A 211-nucleotide genomic window follows, 5' to 3' on the forward strand; every position below is an offset into this window, starting at 1 on the left:
ACGCCCAGTAATTCCGATTAACGCTTGCACCCTCCGTATTACCGCGGCTGCTGGCACGGAGTTAGCCGGTGCTTCTTCTGCGAGTAACGTCAATCGCTAAGGTTATTAACCTTAACGCCTTCCTCCTCGCTGAAAGTACTTTACAACCCGAAGGCCTTCTTCATACACGCGGCATGGCTGCATCAGGCTTGCGCCCATTGTGCAATATTCC

1 rRNA gene is annotated in these 211 nt (G+C 52.6%); it reads right to left on the reverse strand.

The features are described 5' to 3' along the window. A 16S ribosomal RNA gene (locus tag PGR79_RS23870) occupies positions 1-211 on the reverse strand; the annotation flags it as partial.

This window comes from Klebsiella sp. 141161, from assembly GCF_050600815.1.
Lineage (GTDB): Bacteria > Pseudomonadota > Gammaproteobacteria > Enterobacterales > Enterobacteriaceae > Klebsiella > Klebsiella aerogenes.